Origin of the sequence: Algoriphagus locisalis, assembly GCF_900116615.1 — a bacterium.
Lineage (GTDB): Bacteria > Bacteroidota > Bacteroidia > Cytophagales > Cyclobacteriaceae > Algoriphagus > Algoriphagus locisalis.
Genome location: NZ_FPBF01000001.1, coordinates 1,014,117 through 1,032,543, shown reverse-complemented (window position 1 = coordinate 1,032,543; position 18,427 = coordinate 1,014,117). Strand labels below are relative to the sequence as shown.

Genomic DNA, 18,427 nt, shown 5'->3' with positions numbered 1-18,427 from the left:
AATTAAATCTTACCTTTGTGGTTGTTTTACAAAATTTAGCTAAACATGTATTTATCCTCAGAGATTAAAGAAGAGTTATTTAAGAATCATGGACGGTTAAAATCTGCTACTGACACAGGATCTCCTGAGTCTCAGATTGCCCTCTTTACACACAGAATCAAGCATTTGACTGAGCATTTGAAGTCAAATAAGAAGGATCACTCCTCAAGACTTGGTTTGTTGAAGCTAGTAGGTAAGAGAAGAAGCCTATTGGATTACCTTCACAAAAAAGAAATCGAGCGATACAGATCAATCATCGCCGAGCTAGGAATCAGAAAATAACCAAACTAGTAAGGTTCTCTTGAGTGAGAACCTTACTTTTTTATTTTTAAGGTTATACGAAGACTTTTATCACTAACGACGCAAACTAACAATTATTTATGTTACCGAATTTAATCACCAAGACCATCACACTAGAAGATGGCAGAGAAATTACAATAGAAACTGGTGCCTTAGCCAAGCAGGCTGACGGGTCAGTAGTAGTGAAGATGGGAAAGGCTATGCTTTTGGCTACAGTAGTATCCAAAAAAGAAGCTGGAGAAGGGGTGGATTTTTTACCTATGTCTGTTGACTACCAAGAGAAATTTGCTTCTTCGGGAAAGATCCCTGGAGGATTTTTGAAGAGAGAAGGAAGACTTTCTGATTACGAAATTTTGATTAGCCGTATTGTAGATAGAGCTATTCGTCCAATTTTCCCAGATGATTATCATGCAGACACTCAGATCGCTATCACACTTATAAGTGGTGATGAGGATGTACTACCTGATGCTTTGGCTGGTCTTGCTGCTTCTGCAGCTCTAGCTGTATCTGATATCCCTTTCAATGGCCCTATCTCTGAAGTTCGCGTTGCGAAAATCGATGGGAAGTTGAAAATCAACCCAACTCCAACTGAGTTGGAAACTGCTTCTTTGGAGTTTATCGTTGCGGGTTCACTTGACTTTATCCTGATGGTAGAAGGTGAAGCTAACGAGATCCAGGAAGAAGAAATGCTGGAAGCAATGCAGTATGCTCATGAGGAAATCAAGAGACATTGCCAGGCTCAAATCGAGCTGACTAAGCTTGTTGGCAAAGAAGTGAAAAGAGAATACAATCACGAGAAGTCAGATCCAGCACTTTTCGATAAAATGAGAGCTGAAGTTTACGACAAATTGTATGCTTCGGTAGGAAAGCAAATTGCTAACAAATCTGAGCGTTCTGCTCTTATCAAAGAAATCAAAGATGAATTCGTGGCTAGCCTTGGTGAAGAGCATGAGTTCGAAGCAAGTCTTATAGGTCCATATTTCAGCAAAATCCATAAAGAAGCTGCTAGAAATTTGACTTTGGATGAAAAGAAAAGACTTGACGGTAGAAAGCTTGACGAAGTAAGACCAATCTGGTCAGTAGTCGATTACTTGCCATCTGCTCACGGATCTGCAGTATTTACCCGAGGAGAAACTCAATCGTTGACTACCTGTACCTTGGGTACAAAGATGGACGAGATGATGGTAGATGGAGCGACTATTTCTGGCTACAACAAATTCTACCTACACTATAATTTTCCAGGGTTCTCTACAGGCGAAGTAAAGCCTAACAGAGGTCCAGGAAGAAGAGAAGTAGGACATGGTAATCTTGCCATGAGAGCTTTGAAGAAAGTTCTTCCTCCAGCTGACCAGAATCCATATACTATCCGTATCGTTTCTGATATCTTAGAATCAAATGGTTCCTCTTCAATGGCAACTGTGTGTGCTGGTTCTTTGGCATTGATGGATGCAGGTATTCCTATCAAATCAGCAGTAACAGGTATCGCAATGGGTATGATCTCTGATGCCAAAACAGGTAAATATTCTATCCTTTCGGATATTTTGGGAGACGAAGATCACCTAGGTGATATGGATTTCAAAGTGACCGGTACTGCTAAGGGTATCACAGCTTGTCAGATGGATTTGAAAGTAGAAGGTCTTGATTATTCTGTGTTGAAGGAAGCTTTGCTACAGGCAAAAGACGGAAGACTTCATATTTTGGATGAAATCACGAAGACGCTTGCTGCTCCTAAGCCAGAGTTGAAACCACATACGCCAAGATCATTTGTCATGATGATTCCTAAGGAATTGATCGGTGCGGTGATTGGACCTGGAGGTAAAGTGATCCAGGAAATCCAAAAAGATACCGGAGCTACTATTGTAATCGAAGAGATCGACAATCAGGGTAAAATCAATATTTTCTCTGCTAACCAGGATAAACTCAACGCAGCACTTTCCCGTATCAAAGCGATCGTGGCTCAGCCTGAAATAGGAGAGACTTATACAGGTAAAGTAAAAAACATTCAACCTTTTGGTGCCTTTGTGGAATTTATGCCGGGTAAGGATGGTTTACTTCATATCTCCGAGATCAAGCATGAGCGTGTAGAGACTATGGACGGTGTACTTGAGCCAGGAGAAGAAATACAGGTCAAATTGATTGATGTCGATAAGAAAACTGGCAAATTTAAGCTTTCAAGAAAGGCTTTATTGCCAAAACCTGAAAAACCAGCATCAAACTGATAAGGTTAATCGAAACAATTGATTAATTTGATTTTCATAAACTATTAAATTTCACAAATCATATTCCTGAATGAGGCAGCTAAAGATTAGCAAACAGATTACCAACAGAGAAAGTCAGTCCCTTGATAAATACCTTCAAGAGATTGGAAAAGTTGACCTGTTGACAGCAGACGAAGAGGTAGTTTTGGCCAAGAGAATTAGAGAAGGTGACCAATTGGCACTGGAGAAATTGACCAAAGCCAACCTTCGATTTGTAGTATCAGTTGCCAAGCAGTACCAAAACCAAGGACTTTCTTTGGGAGATTTGATCAATGAGGGAAACCTCGGTCTGATCAAGGCTGCACAGCGATTTGATGAAACTCGTGGATTTAAATTCATCTCTTATGCCGTATGGTGGATTAGACAATCTATCCTTCAGGCGCTTGCAGAGCAGTCTAGGATTGTTCGTCTTCCATTGAACCGAGTAGGTTCTTTGAACAAGATCAGCAAGACATTCAGCGAGCTAGAGCAGAAATTTGAGCGTGAGCCATCTCCGGAGGAATTGGCAGAGGTGCTTGAAGTCACTGCAAATGAGGTAGTAGATACAATGAAGATTTCTGGTCGTCACGTATCTATGGATGCTCCATTTGTACAAGGTGAAGAGAATAGCCTTTTGGACGTATTGGAAAATGACGGTGATGAAAAGCCAGATGATGGCTTGATGAATGATTCCCTTCGGAAAGAAGTTCAACGCGCACTTTCTACTTTGACTCAAAGAGAAGCTGATGTAATCACGCTTTACTTTGGCTTGAATGGCGAGCATGCAATGACTTTGGAAGAAATAGGTGAGAAATTCAACCTGACAAGAGAGCGAGTAAGACAAATCAAAGAAAAGGCAATACGCCGACTGAGACATACATCCCGTAGTAAGACGCTGAAACCTTACCTCGGATAAGCTAGCACACAATAACAAAGGGGGTTAATAGCCCCCTTTTTTTATTTCTTCATTTTTGCCTTAGTTTCTATTTGTGTATTGCTTTTATGACTTAAGTCAAGTGCTTAGGGAATTTTAACAAGATGCAACTTTGTTACTAGTGCAGAATTCGTAAAATTTGCCCGATTTAATATTACCTATTAATGAAACCAGAAATTGAAAAAGTAAAGGTTTTGATCATTGGATCAGGACCTGCAGGTTATACTGCAGCTATATATGCATCGAGAGCAGGCCTTTCGCCTGTACTGTACACAGGTGGACAGCCTGGCGGTCAGTTGACCATTACCAATGACGTTGAAAATTATCCTGGATATCCTAATAGTGTGACTGGGCCAGAGATGATGGAAGACTTTAGAAAGCAAGCAGAACGATTTGGTACTCAGGTACGATATGGGTTGGCGACCAGTGTGGATTTTACCACCAAGCCTCATACTGTGATCATCGATGAGCAAGTGACTATCCATGCAGATACGGTATTGATATCTACAGGTGCTTCGGCTAAATGGTTGGGGATAGAAAGTGAAACAAGGCTAAACGGAAAAGGGGTATCTGCCTGCGCTGTTTGTGATGGGTTTTTCTTCAGAGGTCAGGAAGTGGCAATCATTGGGGCAGGGGACACTGCTTGTGAAGAAGCATCTTATTTGTCTAATATCTGTAGCAAAGTTTACATGCTGATCCGTAAAGATGAAATGCGTGCATCTCAGATCATGCAAAAACGTGTAATGAATAATCCCAAGATCGAAATTCTCTGGAATACGGAGACTGATGAGATCCTTGGAGATGAAGAAGTAAACGGGGTGAGAATCTTTAACAATAAAACGGGAGAAAAATCAGAAATCGCCATTTCTGGCTTCTTTGTTGCTATTGGACATCAACCAAACACCGGCATATTCAAAGATTATATCCATATGGATGATGCCGGATATATCAAAACTATCCCGGGAAGTACCAAAACAAATGTTGAGGGCGTTTTTGCTTGTGGAGATGCTCAGGACAACATCTACCGTCAAGCTGTAACTGCTGCGGGAACCGGATGTATGGCTGCCTTGGATGCTGAGCGATATTTGGCTGAGTTCGAGAATGATTAAACCCAATAAATGAGGTATTCAATCCTATTTGTAGTCTTTTGTTTGAATCTGAGCATTGGCGCTTTAAATGCCAATGCTCAAATTTTTCCAAAGATTATCAAGAAAAATAATACAACTGAATCTACTGGGGCAGGCCAGGAGAGGAGAAATATAGAACTGAGGGGATTTGATCAGGAATCATATCTTAGGACTTTATCTTCCGTCACAGATTCCATTATTTTTGAAAACAATGTGAACCTCGGTAGAGTGAGGTCCATTATCAGTGAGGATCAGGATATCATGATTTGGGCCCCCACTAACCAGTTGATAAAAGTATCAGAGCAAATCCAAATTGATAGTATCTGGGTGACAGCCTTTGAGTATTATTCTTCTTGGGACTCTAATAAAATTGATATTTACAATTTTGACCCAAAGACATTTACTGACACAGTTAATATCCGACTCTACGATGAGTTTTTTGGATACAATTGGAAAATGCCTCTGGAAACGACTCCAGTAACCTCCGGCTATGGTTACCGATGGAGAAGATGGCATTATGGAACTGACTTGGATTTGAATACTGGTGATCCTGTTTATAGCGGTTTTGATGGAATCGTCCGAGTAAAATCTTATGATCGATACGGATACGGATATTACCTTGTGATCCGTCACAAAAATGGTTTAGAGACCCTTTACGGTCATTTATCCAAACAATTAGTAGATGTAGGACAAGAAGTAAAAGCTGGAGATTTAATTGCAAAAGGTGGAAACACTGGACGAAGCACTGGCTCTCATCTACATTATGAACTACGCTATCGGGGCTTAGCTTTTGATGCAGAGAAAGTTTATGATTTTCCAGCATACAAAATCCGGGATCAAAATTATCAAATTACTCCTGCGCTTTTTGGCAACATTGTTCAAGCAAGGACCAATGCCTACCACAAAGTAAGGAGAGGAGAAAATCTGGGATCTATCGCTAGAAAATATGGTACTTCTGTAAGTGCTTTGACCAGATTGAATGGAATTAATACACGTACAATTTTAAAAATAGGACAGAACCTGCGCGTTCGCTAGCTACTTGAATAAAAATGACAAAGCTGGATATTTTAGTTTTCGCTGCACATCCGGATGATGCAGAATTAGGATGCTCTGGAACTATAGCTTCTCATGTAGCGCGAGGGCATAAAGTCGGGATAGTTGACTTTACCCAAGGAGAAATGGGAACTCGTGGAACGCCTGAACTACGCCTACAAGAGGCAGATGCTGCGGGTAAAATCCTTCAATTATCAGCAAGAGAAAATTTGGGTTTCAAAGATGTGTATTTTCAAAACGACGAAGCGCATCAATTGAAACTCATCGAAATGATCAGAAAATATAAGCCTGAGATAGTTTTGGCAAATGCAGTAGCAGACCGTCATCCTGATCATGGCAAGGGATCAAGCCTTGCAAGCACAGCCTGTTTTATGAGTGGTCTTCGAAAAATAGAAACAGAACTTGACGGGGTTCAGCAGGAAGCTTGGAGACCTAAGTTCGTCTATCATTACATCCAGAATAATTACATAGAACCAGATTTTGTAGTGGATATTACCCCTTTTTGGCAGACTAAAATTGATAGTATCCTTGCATTCCAATCTCAGTTTTATGATCCTAAAAGTGAGGAGCCGGTAAGTTTTATCTCAGATCCGGATTTTCTGCCATTTATTGAAGCTAGGGCTCGAGAATTTGGCCACAAAATCCTGGTGAAATATGGTGAAGGGTTTACTGTAGAACGAATGATAGGCATGGATAATCTCTTTGACCTGATATAATCAGGGGGCAAGCCTGCTAATCACCCAGTTACCATCCTGAAATTCATATTTGATCCTGTCGTGGAGTCTGCTAGGTCTGCCTTGCCAAAACTCAATGGTTGACGGCATCAGCCTATATCCACCCCAATGTGGAGGTCGTGATATGGAATTTTCAGAAAATTTCTGTTCTATTTCAACTTTCTTCAGGTTTAGATCTTCCCGTGAATTGAGTTTTTGGCTCTGCTGAGATACCCATGCGCCAATTTGAGAGCCGAAAGGTCTAGAGAAAAAATAGGTATCTGATTCCTCTGCTGTAACTTTTTCTAATTTGCCACGCACTCTGACCTGCCGTTCCAATTCTGGCCAGAAAAAGGTCAAGGAGGCATGGTTTTGCCTTTCGATTTCTTTCCCTTTTTCGCTTTCATAGTTGGTAAAAAATACAAAACCACTGTCAACTCCCTTTAGCAATAAGATCCGTGCGTTTGGAGTGCCATCCAAGCCAATAGTGGACACTGTCATCGCGTTTACTTCCAAGACTTGAGCATTTATTGCTTCTTCAAACCAAGCTTTAAACTGCGTAACAGGATCTGTGTTTACATCGCTGATATCCAATGATTTAATGGTGTAGTCCTTACGTATTGCTGAGATGTCCATAGCTGGTTTTGAGTCAATAATTTCTTCGATATAAAATTACCAGAGCCATTGCATTTAAAAAATTATGATCTATATTTTTCAAGAATTTAGATTTTAGATGCGAATGACGAAAGATGAACAACGTAATCCTAAGGCCGGAGATCTTCTAATTTCCGAGCCATTTTTGCAAGACGAAAACTTTGTTCGCTCTGTAGTTTTACTTTGTGAGCATTCCGAAGAGGGTAGTTTTGGGTTAATCATTAATAAACCTTCCATACTTAAACTGGGTGAGCTAGTTGAAGCCTTGGATTTTTTGGATAAGGAAGTTTTTGTAGGTGGGCCTGTGGAGCAGAATACGCTACATTTTATTTATGTAGGTGAGAAGGCACTCGATGGTAGTATTCAATTGGGTGAAAATATTTGGTGGGGCGGAGATTACGAATCTTTAGTGGAGAAATTGAAATTGGGCTTATTTGACCCGGAGTCAGTCCGTTTTTTTCTAGGTTACAGTGGGTGGGGCTCTGAACAATTGGACGACGAATTGTCTGATGAAACCTGGATTATTTGCAGGGAAAATTTGGGAGAAAAAACGTTTGATTTTACACCCGAGGAACTCTGGAAAAACTTACTCAAGAATATGGGAGGGGAGTTTAAGGTAATAGCAAATTATCCGCTAGATCCAAGATTAAATTAGGCAAAATCCCTACTTTTGCCCATATTGCCGCCTAATAGTACTGTTTTTATGACTGATAAAAGTAATGATTTGTCCGACAAGGACAAGGTGACTCAAGCCTCCAATTCAGAAGAGGTAAAGGGTATCGAAAAGGAAACTAATTCTGAGGCTATCGAAGAAAACGTAGCTGAGGAGACTGAAGACTCTGAATCTATAGTTGAACCTACTGAAGAGAAGGCAGACGCAGCGAGTTCTTCTGAGGTAATTGAAGAGATTCCCGAAGAAAAGAATCCAGCTATTTCTGAAGAAACTATTGCAGATCCTGAAGTAGTATCATCGGATGAAGCTGAAAAATCCTCGTCTTCAACTGAAGCAGTCGAAGAAAATGCTCCTGAAGTAAATGTTGAGCCTACCGAAGCGACAACTTCTGCAAAGACTCAAGCAAACAACTCTGAAGACGAAGACTCAGAAGAGGAGGACGAGGACGAAGAGCATCATGACGAGGAGATTGATGTAAGCACGCTTACCAAAATAGAACTAGTAGCCCTCCTCAAAAGCAAAGTCAAGCAGGAAAATATCTATAGAATCGATAAGTTGGTTCATGAGATAAAGGCAGCTTTTGATGAATTTACCCATAAAGAGAAAGAAGAAGCTTTAGAGAAATTTAAAGCTGAGGGTGGAACTGAAGATGATTTTGACTTCCGTCCAAGTGATGAGGAGAAAGAGTTCAACACATATTATTACGAGTACCGCCATCAGCTAGGTGCGCTTCGCAAAGAAGCTGAAAAGAAAAAAGAGGCCAATTTGGCAGCAAAAACAGAGTTGCTGAATAAACTTCGCAAGCTGGTAGATGGTGAAGAAACCACCTTGAGTATGGCGACTATCAAAGCTTTACAAGAGGAATGGAAAAGCATTGGGCAAGTACCGTCATCGCAGAATAGAAGCCTTTGGGCCAGTTATAATGCATTAATGGATCGCTTCTATGACAATAGAAGTATCTATTTTGAGCTGAAAGAACTTGATCGTAAGAAAAACCTTGAGAGTAAGCTTGAGCTTGTAGAGAAAGCTATTGCATTGAAAGATGTAAAAGATCTTAAAGATGCCATCAAGTCCCTTAACGAGCTTCATGAGGAGTTTAAGCATATTGGTCCAGTTCCTAGAGATGAGCAAGAGGCACTTTGGCAGAAATTTAAAGCTGCATCTGATGCTGTTTACGATCGTAGAAAGGATTTCTATGAAGGTCAAAAAGAAGTTTTTAAAGCAAATCAAGATCTTAAAGAGGCATTAATTGAAGCCTTGAAACCCTTTGCAGATTTCAAAGCAGATAGAATTCGTGAATGGAATATCAAGACCAAGGAGATTTTGGAAATCCAGAAAAACTGGGAGAAAATAGGTCCTGTACCAAGAGAGTCAGGTAAAGAAATTAACAAGGCTTTTTGGGCTTCTTTCAAGCAGTTCTTTCATAATAAGAATTTATTCTTCAAAGAGCTGGATGAAATTAGGGCTACAAACCAAGCCAAAGCTGAAGAGTTAATTACAAAAGCTGAAGAATTAAAAGATAATACAGATTGGCAGAATACGGCTAATGCACTTGTGAAACTTCAGCAAGATTGGAAGAAGCTTGGCCCAACTCCCGAAAAAAACCGTGACAGTCTTTACAAGCGTTTTAAGCTTGCCTGTGATACTTTCTTTGACAATAGAAGAGATTCCAATAAGCAATCCAACGAGGAGTTTGAAGAGAACTTAGTAAGTAAGCAGGCGATTTGTAAGCAAATCACTGATGCAGCAAAAAGCGGAGAGGTTTCTGAGGATGAATTGACCAAACTGGTCGGTGAATTTAATGATTTGGGATTTGTGCCTAGAAAGTCCATGAAGGAGATACAGGCTCAATTCAAAACTGCTGTTGACCTGTATTTAGAGAAATTAAGTCCTGAGGGAGCTGGTAGAGAAGAATTCCTGTTCAGATTAAATCTGAACAGACTTCAGTCTGATCCAAACGCTGTAAAAACACTCAACAAAAAAGAACACGGCATACGTAAGCAAATTTCTGAGTTGGAGAATAACATTACGTTATGGAAGAACAATTTGGAATTCTTTGCTGCCTCTAAGACCGCAGATAAATTGAAAGATCAGTTTGATCTGAAGATTCAAAAAGCCGAAGAGGAGATTGAAAAATTGAAGGGCAAGCTGTCAATATTAAGAGAGTTTTAAATTTTTCTCACTCAGAATAAGGAAGATAGGATTTTTCTTTTCTGGGGGTTTGGAGCAAATAAAGTGAACCCCTATATTTGCATCACAATAAGGGAATAAGCCTCCTTAGCTCAGCTGGTAGAGCAACTGACTTGTAATCAGTAGGTCATTGGTTCGATCCCGATAGGAGGCTCAAAAAGGGAAACAGAGATGTTTCCCTTTTTGCATTTTTTGCACCTAAGCTCTTTTTCCATGTTCGTTTACTTGATAATTGATTTTTAAAAGAAGTACTATTCTCTGATACATCTCAAATAAAAGCCAGGGAGTTCCTGGGATGGTGAAAAATAAGCTGAATTAGAAGTTGAAAGGTATATTTTAGAATCCTCAGAAATATCTGAAATTCCTATTGTCACTATATCTCCATTTTTCTCAATACTTGATGTCCAAAAGGAAGCGATTAAACCCTTTGATCTAAAAAAACCACCAATGTACCGTTCTCCTCCAGGAAGTGCGGTAAATCCGCTGCTATTGGTGCCTGTATTATAGATCCAGTATTGATCGCTTTTAAGCATTCTGCCAGCATTAGGAGTGCCTCCATGAAAATTAAAAAGCATATTCCAATCCGAGACTGTTGGAATCTTCCAATCCCGGGGAGCTAAGCCTCGGGGATCTACAATCGCGTAGTAGTTATAAATTAGACCATATAGCTGCCCATTTTCTTCTAAATCATCATAATAGGACCATGCTGGTATTTTATCAATGTATGCCTTTTCCCATTCTGCTTGATTGGATGCGTGGAAGATCTCTTCACCGTTTTTGAATGCTTTTGCCTCTAAATTCTTTTTCATCCATACCTGACTACCTATTTCTATACCATCTTCTGGGATTTGTAGCGTACCTGGTTCTTCCACTTCCTTGCAGGAAAGTAAGACTAGGAACAAGAAGAAAAGTACAGGGTTGTTGGTCACGGCGCAGCCTATAGTTGAAGATGATTTATTTGAAAAGATTATGGCTAATTTGAATAAGCTTAATAATTGAATAAGGTACCGAATTACTCATTAAAAAGTTAATGGTCAGTACATTGTTTTAAAAATTTCAGATATTTAAAAGATAAATAACTATCATTTGAAATAATAGTACCCATATTAAGAAGTATAGTCTTTACATTAACCATAAGCTTTGCACAAGCAGTTTCCTTTTCCTCACCAGAATTTTTTGAAGGCACGTAGTATGTATTAATTTAAGGAACTCTTGATGGCTGTGCTACTCTTTCTAAGAGACTAGTAACAGTTGACGGGAAAATCACAGGCTATTTTCTTGAAGAGAGATAAATGAGTACAGTTAGTGTCCATGGAGAAGTTATCAAAACTTCTTTTAACTTTAGTGACTATGATGTTAGCTTAATACCGAAAAAAGAGAACATGGATATACGGAATGATACCAGTAACAAATATTTTTTTGCTCACCTGGTCAGAAGACCGATGACCGAAGTGGCCTCAATTCTAAAGTTTAACATATGCTATATTGCTTTAGCCTCCTTACTGGCAGAAAAGCGGATATACGTAAAAGAGAATATGGATACTGCCAAAGGTGACCTTGTGGGCATGTTTGATACTTTAAAGTACCAGAGTATAAAAATTACATAAATTAACCCAATCAGTCTAAACTAAAAAAAAGGTGACCGAACGCTCGGTCACCTTTTTATTGAAGTCCCCATTCAAACCATATTTTATAACTAGTTCAGTCGATTACTATGGGTCACAGGATATGGATAATGAAAAACTTATACTACTAAATTTTCTCTCCGTCTTCTCTATTATAAAGCGAAACTATGGCTACTAACAGAATTTTTGATTTTCCCTTTTTTTAAGGAATATCCCAGAATACCCGGGAGAGTAAATTATCACCTCCCATTGCAGCCGAAGCTGCAGTATAATTTTCTGTGTTTGTAGAGCCTTCATAGTCTGGATAGGAGAGCCTTCTCGCAAAACCTCCCTGAAGATTGTTATTGGACAAATTTGGACTTAGAGCGGGAAAGCCACTTCTCCTGAAATTAGCAAATGCTTCTGTTCCATTTCTGAAATTTGCTATCCAATACTGCGTATTAATAAGCTCCAAGGCATTGCTTGCCTCGAATGCAACACCCGGCTGTGACACGTACGATTCCATCTCTGAATCAGAAATAGGCTCGGTTTGAGGATACAAATCATACACCATCAAGTCGGCTTTGACACCATCTTCGTAGTAAGCTTGAGCTGAACCACTAATCCATCCTCTTTGGGCAGCCTCAGCCAAAAGGAGGGAAGTCTGAGCATACGTCACCCAAAAATAAGGAGCTGCCGGAGATGCAACCGAATAGATATTTATTTGGGAATAGTTCAGACCGCCACCACGTGCTCCTCTATAAGGCCCATTAGGGTCGGCCAGTTCAGTGCTGATCACTCCAATAGGCACTCCAAACTGGTTGGCTAAATCTGTGTTAGGATTGAGGTCGTTTGCCACTGCGGCAGGATCCTCATAGATAGCTAAAATGTATTTGCCACGGGGATCATTTGTTGATTTCAATTGTGTCACAAATGGTTCAGCAGCATAGTTGAAATAGGAGAAATCCCTTAGTCCACTATTATCACCTTGAGTATAAAGGGTACCGTCGTATTTGACATAGGCATTGTCTGCATTGGAGGTCATTACTCCGTTGTTAAATGCCTGGGAGACGATGGCTTGCGCCTTTGAGGCATCTACTTTTGAGTAGCGCATTCCCAATCGCAGCAGCAGGGAGTTACCGAGTTTCCTCCATTGTTCTACTTGGGCAGAGGCACTTCCAGCAGGATTTTCACTGTTGTTTCCATAAAATAGATCTTCCGGTACATAGTCAGCGCTAGGATTAAGTGCAGCTACGGCTTCCGTCAACTCCTTTTGCAAGTCTTCGTAGATCAAAGCATCATCATCGTAAGCTGGAAAGAATATTCCTTCAGTGACGGCCTTTCCTGCGTCAAAGTAGGGTACATCTCCATATGAATCAACTAACCCTAAAAATATTTGAGCTTTCCAGATCCGAATCATGTTGTATAAATTTGTACGGTCTGTTTCTTCTCCCAATATTGACATCGCTTGCATCAGGTTCTTGATAGAGCCAGGGTAGGATTGATCCCACTTAGGATTGCTGACCCCGTCAATATCCTCGTTGAAATTAAAACCTAAGGTAGCTCCTTGGTTGTATGGATTTACAAATTGCTGGACAATGGTATGCTCCGCTGTCCAGTTTCCCAGATGAGTTCTTTGTGCCCCGGCAAATAGAAGCGCAGGGTTTATTTCGGTTACAGCATAAGGATTTGTATTTATTTCTATAAAATCCTTATCACAGCCTGCTAGTAGTACTAAGGCTGATAGGATCAGTAAATAGTGCTTTATTGATTTCATGATCTTAGAATTTAACATTTAGGCTGACATTGAAATTTCGAGTAGTAGGCAAAGAGGAGTTTTCGTATCCTGCTCTAAAATCCCCCGAAGACTGTACTGCTTCAGGATCCAATCCAGGCAAATCTTTGTACAGTATTGCCAGATTTCTGGCTGCAGCTGAAATTGAAAGCCCTTTCACAAATTTCATAAAGGACAACTTGCTGATGTCCTGAGTTAGGTTATAGGAGATGGATACGTTCCTCAGTTTGACAAAATCAGATTTGAAAACAAATGGATCTCCGATCTGTTGATTTCTGTAGTCTGCATAAAAGCTCTGTAGGTTTGTAACCACGGTAGTATTCGGTTCTCCATTGTCGTAAACACCCGGAAAAATGAGACCTTCTTCTCCCTCTCTTCGTCCTTGCAGCGAAAGCTTAGAATGTCCCTGACGCAGCATATTCAAATGAGTGGACGACATGACCATCCCTCCAAACTTGTAATCTATATGTACGGCTAGACTAAGTTTTTTATAGCTAAAGGTGTTTGTCCATCCACCCGTGTGCTTGGGAATAGAGCTTCCAATTGGGAGAAAACCATTTGTTTCTTCACCACCTGGGGTACTGGAGTTTGTGGAGCGTAAACGCCCTTGGTCGGTTACGAGTATATCTCCATTGGCATTTCTCAGGTAAGTTCTGGTATATAACTGATTCATGGGAAGTCCCTCTGTGTACCTGAGCTGTCCTAAGAATTCGTTCCCCGTATCGTTGAAAGACACCACCAGCATTGTACCACTGTTATTACCTACATCCAAAACCTCCGTTGTTAGGTATGCACTATTCCAGGAACTGGTCCATCTGAAATTACTTGTCTCAATAGGAGAATACTCAATCAAAAACTCAAGCCCACTATTTTTAAGGGATGCAGTATTTTGTTTTGAATCTGTGTAGCCTGATGTATTGGAAAGTTTTACATCCAATATTTGATCTGTAGTTACTTTTTCAAAAGCGCCTACATCCACCAAGAGTCTGTTGTCGAATAATCTTAGTTCTACTCCGATCTCCTTTTCCGTTACGGTAAAAGGCTGCAGGTTAGTATTTGGAGCAAAGTTTCCACTTACACCAGCTAGCGTTTGCCCATTAAATTGGTTTTGATTTATACCGTAGGTCAGGAGTCCTTCGTAGGTTCCTACTCCGTTTGTACTACCAACTTCTGCCCAGGATCCACGTAGTTTAGCATATGAAAGCCAAGTGACATTGGTCATCAATTCTGAGAAAATAAAACTACCCGAAATCGATGGGTAAAACTTGGAGTTGTTGTTTGGGTTAAGTACTGAGAACCAGTCGTTTCTCCCGGTAAAATTTAAATACAACATGCCATTGTAACCAAATTCGGCCAATCCATAAAGTGAATTAACGCGGCTCTCAGAATAGCCATATCCTTGATTTCTAATGGTACCATTGGCTATGGAATAGAGGTCAGCAACTACAAAATTGCTGGAGTTCTGAGTCAAATTTTGCCATGTTGGTCTCCAGGTATTGCCTCCAAAGCTGGCATCTATGGAAAACTTGTTAAATACCTTATTTGCACCAATCAGAAAATCTGCGTTAATATCTGTGGTGGTAGTTTGAGCTAGGTTGTACGTGCCCCGGTAGGTTCGGTCATCTTGAAACAGCGTAGTGCTACCTGTACCATTCAAGCGATTCCATTCAGAGAACGCAGTTCCATAATCGTAATTAAAACGGCCTTGGGCATACAGCCAGTCGGTAATAGCATACCTAACCGTGGCCGTTCCCAAAAGTCTATTTCTTCGCTCCTTAAAGTATTGGTTTCCTTGGATGGGATAAAATGGGTTGTTAATAGTACCCAAAAAACCATTAGTTCTCAATTCTGCTCCCGTAGTAGGATCTACTGCACTTTCTCTATAAGCATCAATGGGTGTGGATATTCCCATTCTGTTGAAGAAGTTGATGGCTCCATCACCCTGAGTACCTATTTGAGGAGGATTGAGGTTATACTCATTAGCGTAATTAATATTTAGCTGAACCGTGAGCTTTTCTGATAGATTATGATTTATACCTACATTGAAAATCCGTTTTGTGTATTCATTCATAGGCTGAATACCAGAGGCATCAACATTGGAAAATGAAACTCTGAAACTTCCATTCCCTGTGCTTCCTGATAATCCTAGAGTATTTGTGAAATTTGATCCATTTCTTAAAAAATCATAGAGTTGATAAGGATAGGCAGAGTATGGCCTCATTTGACCATCAAAGTTTATCGTAGGTGCTCCGTCTAGTCTATCACCAAAACCAAACTGGCCGAAGGACTGGGCATCTCCTTGAGTTTGGGGCCTTACTCCGCCTGTGCCTATTCCATACTCTGTCTGGGAAAGTTCATCCATAAAATTAAGAGGCTGGGAAGTAGTAAAACTTGAGGTGAAGTCCACTCCAATTCCCTGACCTGCTTTACCTGATTTAGTAGTTATGATGATGGCACCATTGGCAGCCCTGGCTCCGTAAATGGCCGCTGCGGTTGCACCTTTTAGAACCGTCATACTTTCAATATCATCTGGATTTATATTTTGAAGATTATCGCCCCGGTCTCTTTGTTCCCCGGCACCGTTTACTCCTCTGGCACCTTGATCCATCGGAAGACCGTTGATAACGATCAGGGGAGCATTGTTAGCCCCAGCAAATGCTGATTGTCCTCGGAGTCTTATTTGGGTGCTGGAACCTGCTCCTGCGGCGGGAGGTGTAATATTGAGACCAGCGACTTTACCTTCCAAGGATTCCATGACATTGGTGGTTCGGTTTGTGACCAGCTCCTCCGTATTTACAGAGGTAGCAGAGTACCCTAGTTTTTTGGATTCTTTCTTTATGCCTAGAGCAGTCACCACTACTTCTTCTAGTGATTTCTCGTCCAGGGCCATTGTGATGTTCAGGACAGACATTCCGCCAACAGCTACCTCTTGGGTGACAAAACCGATAAAGGAAAAGACTAAAGTGCTGTTTGGATCGTCAAATTCGAGGCTATAATCTCCATCGATATTGGTAGTAGTTCCTACCGTCGTTCCTTTCACAAGGACTGTAACCCCGGGAATGGGTTCACCATCTACATCGGTCACCTTGCCGGATATTTGGGCAGCTACTTCATCTGATAGGTTTGAGAGCAGGTGTAGCGGAGGTGATACATTAATTTCTTTAGGGGATGCCAGCGACTCGGTAATCGGAGTGAAAGCACCGAACTGTACTAGCATAGCTATGCCGTACAAAAGGTAAGTTTGTTTCATTTTTAATGGGTTTTATTGTTAAAGAATAACTCAAAATATCCATTAAAACAGTGTCCAAATTTAGCTTTATTGACAAACCAAAAATAGGCGAATAATCAATTAACTAAGATTGAAATATAATTCTAATAGATACTTTAACTCAAGCTAAAAATTACTCTATATAGAATCTACCAATAAAAACCACCGTAGAATTTTGTACAAAATAATTCTAAGTTTTAAAAATATTTTTGTTTTCAAATAAATACTGGTTTCCAAAAGTTTAAGGTCTTGATTAAGCCTCTCATTTTAGTAAAAAATCAAGCTACTTATTTTGATCAAAGTTGCTTATATATCACTCTGCAAACGAGCTATATCAGCAAACTCATCTTGTAGTTTATTACTTAATCTTTCGAACAATCCAAAGTACTTCATATAGATAGGGTTGGTTTGCTTGTTAGGGTCAAAAGTAGTAGCCATTTTCACTGATTTGGCAGCAGTGGAGATACTATCAAAAATTCCCAAGTTGGTAGCTGCCAGCAAATAGGCACCCTGCGCTATGCTATCGGGGTTTTTTCCGATACTTATGGGCTTGTTGAATATATCCGCCAACAGCTGTGTACAGAATGGAATTGAAGCAAAACTTCCATTTGCCGTGAGGGAACTGATCGTTTTGTGAGACTCCAGCGTTTTGCCAATGCTATAAATTTCGTAGAGAATTCCTTCTATAGTGGCCCTGATAAAATGTCGCTTTTCATGCATAATATTTATCCCAAAAAATGTCCCACGGGCATTTGCATTCCAAATTGGTGCCCGTTCACCCAAGAGATAAGGCAAAAATAGTAACCCATCCGACCCAGCTCTGGATTTTGTGGCTTCCTGCACTAATTGCTGCATTACTTGATCCACATCATACAGGCTCTTGAAATCACCAAACTGCTTTGCAAACCACTCAAAAGCCACGCCTCCATTATTTGTAGGACCTCCTGAGATGTAGTACTTATCTGTGAGAAGGTAATTAAAAAGACGTTGTTTACTGTCTTTGAGCACTTCTTTACTTACTACTCTTACTGCTCCACTATCTTCTATAGTGATGGTTGCCATATCTTTTTCCCAAACTCCTCCTCCCAAAGTAGCCAAACAGCCGTCGCTGGAACCGATCAGGATTTTCACTCCTTCGGAGAGGCCAAGGGATTTTTGGTATTCGGGCCGTAGCTTGTTAAGTTTCTGAAAAACAGGAACTAAATCTGGAAGGCGACTAGCTGCTATCCCTGCGTATTCTAGTGCATCAGTGTCCCATTCTCTGCTATGGATATTTAGAAGTCCAGTAGCAGAAGCAAGGCTATAGTCTAATAAGTAATCTTTGGTGAGTTGTTGGATGATGTAAGTTTTGATTGTGATAAACTTGGCAGCCTTGTTAAATCGATCGCGATCGTTTCTATTGAGCCATGCTATTTTAATAAGCGGTGACATGGGGTGAATAGGCGTGCCTGTAGAATCATAGATCGAGTTGCCGACAGAGGAATTTTTTAGCTCCTCTGCCTCATTTTTTCCTCGATTATCGGCCCAGGTAAATGCGTTTCCTAATGCTACACCATGCTTGTCTATGGGCAAAACACTGTGCATAGAAGCGCTGAAGCAAATGGAAATCACCTCATGATGAAATGGGTGAATCCGTTCATTCAGAAGATTTTTCATCACATAGAGCATCGTAATAAACATCTGATCAGGGTCTTGCTCGCTATAGTCGGGAGCCACATGAAAAGTAGGGTAGGATCCTTTGGAGCTTCCAATTACATTTCCTGTCAGGTCAAATGCTATTATTCTAACTGCATTCGTGCCTATTTCGATAGTGATGATACATTCCATATTCTTAGCTAGT

At 40.5% G+C, this 18,427-nt stretch carries 13 protein-coding genes and 1 tRNA gene; 9 read left to right on the top strand and 5 right to left on the bottom strand.

The genetic code is table 11. The features are described from left to right. Positions 1-45 precede the first annotated feature (45 nt). The 6 genes from rpsO (at position 46) to bshB1 (ending at position 6,406) form a co-directional block, all read left to right on the top strand. A complete protein-coding gene (gene rpsO / locus BM386_RS04490; protein ID WP_057936311.1) occupies positions 46-321 on the top strand; it encodes a 30S ribosomal protein S15 in 276 nt (91 codons plus the stop codon). 98 nt (positions 322-419) lie between these two features. After that, the gene (gene pnp, locus BM386_RS04485) at positions 420-2,558 is read left to right on the top strand and encodes a polyribonucleotide nucleotidyltransferase (RefSeq protein WP_091691833.1); all 2,139 of its coding nucleotides are present in this window, start codon (positions 420-422) and stop codon (positions 2,556-2,558) included. Between the two features lie 70 nt (positions 2,559-2,628). Then, positions 2,629-3,492, top strand: a complete 864-nt coding sequence (locus tag BM386_RS04480; RefSeq protein ID WP_057936313.1) for a sigma-70 family RNA polymerase sigma factor — start codon at positions 2,629-2,631, stop codon at positions 3,490-3,492. 182 nt (positions 3,493-3,674) lie between these two features. Continuing rightward, positions 3,675-4,619 (top strand): thioredoxin-disulfide reductase, encoded by a 945-nt coding sequence (trxB, locus tag BM386_RS04475; protein WP_091691832.1) that lies wholly within the window; start codon positions 3,675-3,677, stop codon positions 4,617-4,619. Positions 4,620-4,628: 9 nt separating this feature from the next. After that, positions 4,629-5,672, top strand: a complete 1,044-nt coding sequence (locus tag BM386_RS04470; protein ID WP_091691831.1) for a M23 family metallopeptidase — start codon at positions 4,629-4,631, stop codon at positions 5,670-5,672. A 14-nt stretch (positions 5,673-5,686) separates the two neighbouring features. After that, complete coding sequence (gene bshB1 / locus BM386_RS04465; protein ID WP_091691830.1) at positions 5,687-6,406, top strand: bacillithiol biosynthesis deacetylase BshB1; 720 nt, start codon at positions 5,687-5,689, stop codon at positions 6,404-6,406. Here the strand turns inward: bshB1 and pdxH are convergent, their stop codons facing one another. Beyond that, positions 6,407-7,039, bottom strand: a complete 633-nt coding sequence (gene pdxH, locus BM386_RS04460; protein WP_091691829.1) for a pyridoxamine 5'-phosphate oxidase — start codon at positions 7,037-7,039, stop codon at positions 6,407-6,409. A 103-nt stretch (positions 7,040-7,142) separates the two neighbouring features. On the opposite strand from pdxH, the gene BM386_RS04455 reads away from it, so the two are divergent. The 3 genes from BM386_RS04455 to BM386_RS04445 all read left to right on the top strand — a co-directional run bounded on the left by BM386_RS04455 (position 7,143) and on the right by BM386_RS04445 (position 10,074). Then, the gene (locus tag BM386_RS04455; protein WP_091691828.1) at positions 7,143-7,712 is read left to right on the top strand and encodes a YqgE/AlgH family protein; all 570 of its coding nucleotides are present in this window, start codon (positions 7,143-7,145) and stop codon (positions 7,710-7,712) included. Positions 7,713-7,760: 48 nt separating this feature from the next. Further along, entirely contained in the window at positions 7,761-9,902 is a 2,142-nt protein-coding gene (locus BM386_RS04450; protein WP_091691827.1) for a DUF349 domain-containing protein, read from the top strand. Between the two features lie 99 nt (positions 9,903-10,001). Further along, positions 10,002-10,074, top strand: a tRNA-Thr gene (locus BM386_RS04445). Between the two features lie 97 nt (positions 10,075-10,171). Here BM386_RS04445 and BM386_RS04440 read toward each other — a convergent pair. From BM386_RS04440 to BM386_RS04420, 4 genes are all read right to left on the bottom strand, one after another. Further along, complete coding sequence (locus BM386_RS04440) at positions 10,172-10,849, bottom strand: fibrobacter succinogenes major paralogous domain-containing protein (RefSeq protein ID WP_091691826.1); 678 nt, start codon at positions 10,847-10,849, stop codon at positions 10,172-10,174. An 898-nt stretch (positions 10,850-11,747) separates the two neighbouring features. Continuing rightward, complete coding sequence (locus BM386_RS04430) at positions 11,748-13,301, bottom strand: SusD/RagB family nutrient-binding outer membrane lipoprotein (protein WP_091691960.1); 1,554 nt, start codon at positions 13,299-13,301, stop codon at positions 11,748-11,750. A 4-nt stretch (positions 13,302-13,305) separates the two neighbouring features. Continuing rightward, on the bottom strand, positions 13,306-16,569 hold the full coding sequence (locus BM386_RS04425; protein ID WP_211482882.1) for a SusC/RagA family TonB-linked outer membrane protein: 3,264 nt from the start codon (positions 16,567-16,569) through the stop codon (positions 13,306-13,308). Positions 16,570-16,893: 324 nt separating this feature from the next. Continuing rightward, a complete protein-coding gene (locus BM386_RS04420; RefSeq protein ID WP_091691958.1) occupies positions 16,894-18,414 on the bottom strand; it encodes a gluconokinase in 1,521 nt (506 codons plus the stop codon). Between the last annotated feature and the right edge of the window lie 13 nt (positions 18,415-18,427).